Consider the following 489-nt stretch of genomic DNA (forward strand, 5'->3'; position numbering starts at 1 on the left):
CCCCGATGGGCGCGGAAAAGACGGCCACCGGCTACCAGGTGGCCTGGAAGGTGACGGGCGCGGACCAGTACACGGTGTGGAACGCCGACGCGAACGGCAACTTCACCGGATACGCCGTCGGTACGGTGTCGGGCTCGGACCCGTCCCTGCTCAGACTGGAAAAGAGCTTCGCGCAGGATCTGAACAGCGACGGCCAGATCGGGGTCGTGCCTAAGACCATCGAAGCGTTTGGGGCGACGCGGCTGGATCAGGCGGGCAGCGGGTTCTTTCTGGACGACAGCACCGGGTCGGGTCCCTCGCTCAAATATGGCGGCTCCGACGTGACCATGGGTCAGTTCGCTGGCTGGACCCCGATGGGCGCGGAAAAGACGGCCACCGGCTACCAGGTGGCCTGGAAGGTGACGGGCGCGGACCAGTACACGGTGTGGAACGCCGACGCGAACGGCAACTTCACCGGATACGCCGTCGGTACGGTGTCGGGCTCGGACC

1 pseudogene is annotated in these 489 nt (G+C 66.5%); it reads left to right on the forward strand.

From position 1 onward, the window contains the following. Positions 1 to 489, forward strand: a pseudogene (locus tag MKK67_RS14850) (hypothetical protein); the annotation flags it as partial.

The sequence above is a fragment of the Methylobacterium sp. J-072 genome (genome assembly GCF_022829425.1).
Lineage (GTDB): Bacteria > Pseudomonadota > Alphaproteobacteria > Rhizobiales > Beijerinckiaceae > Methylobacterium.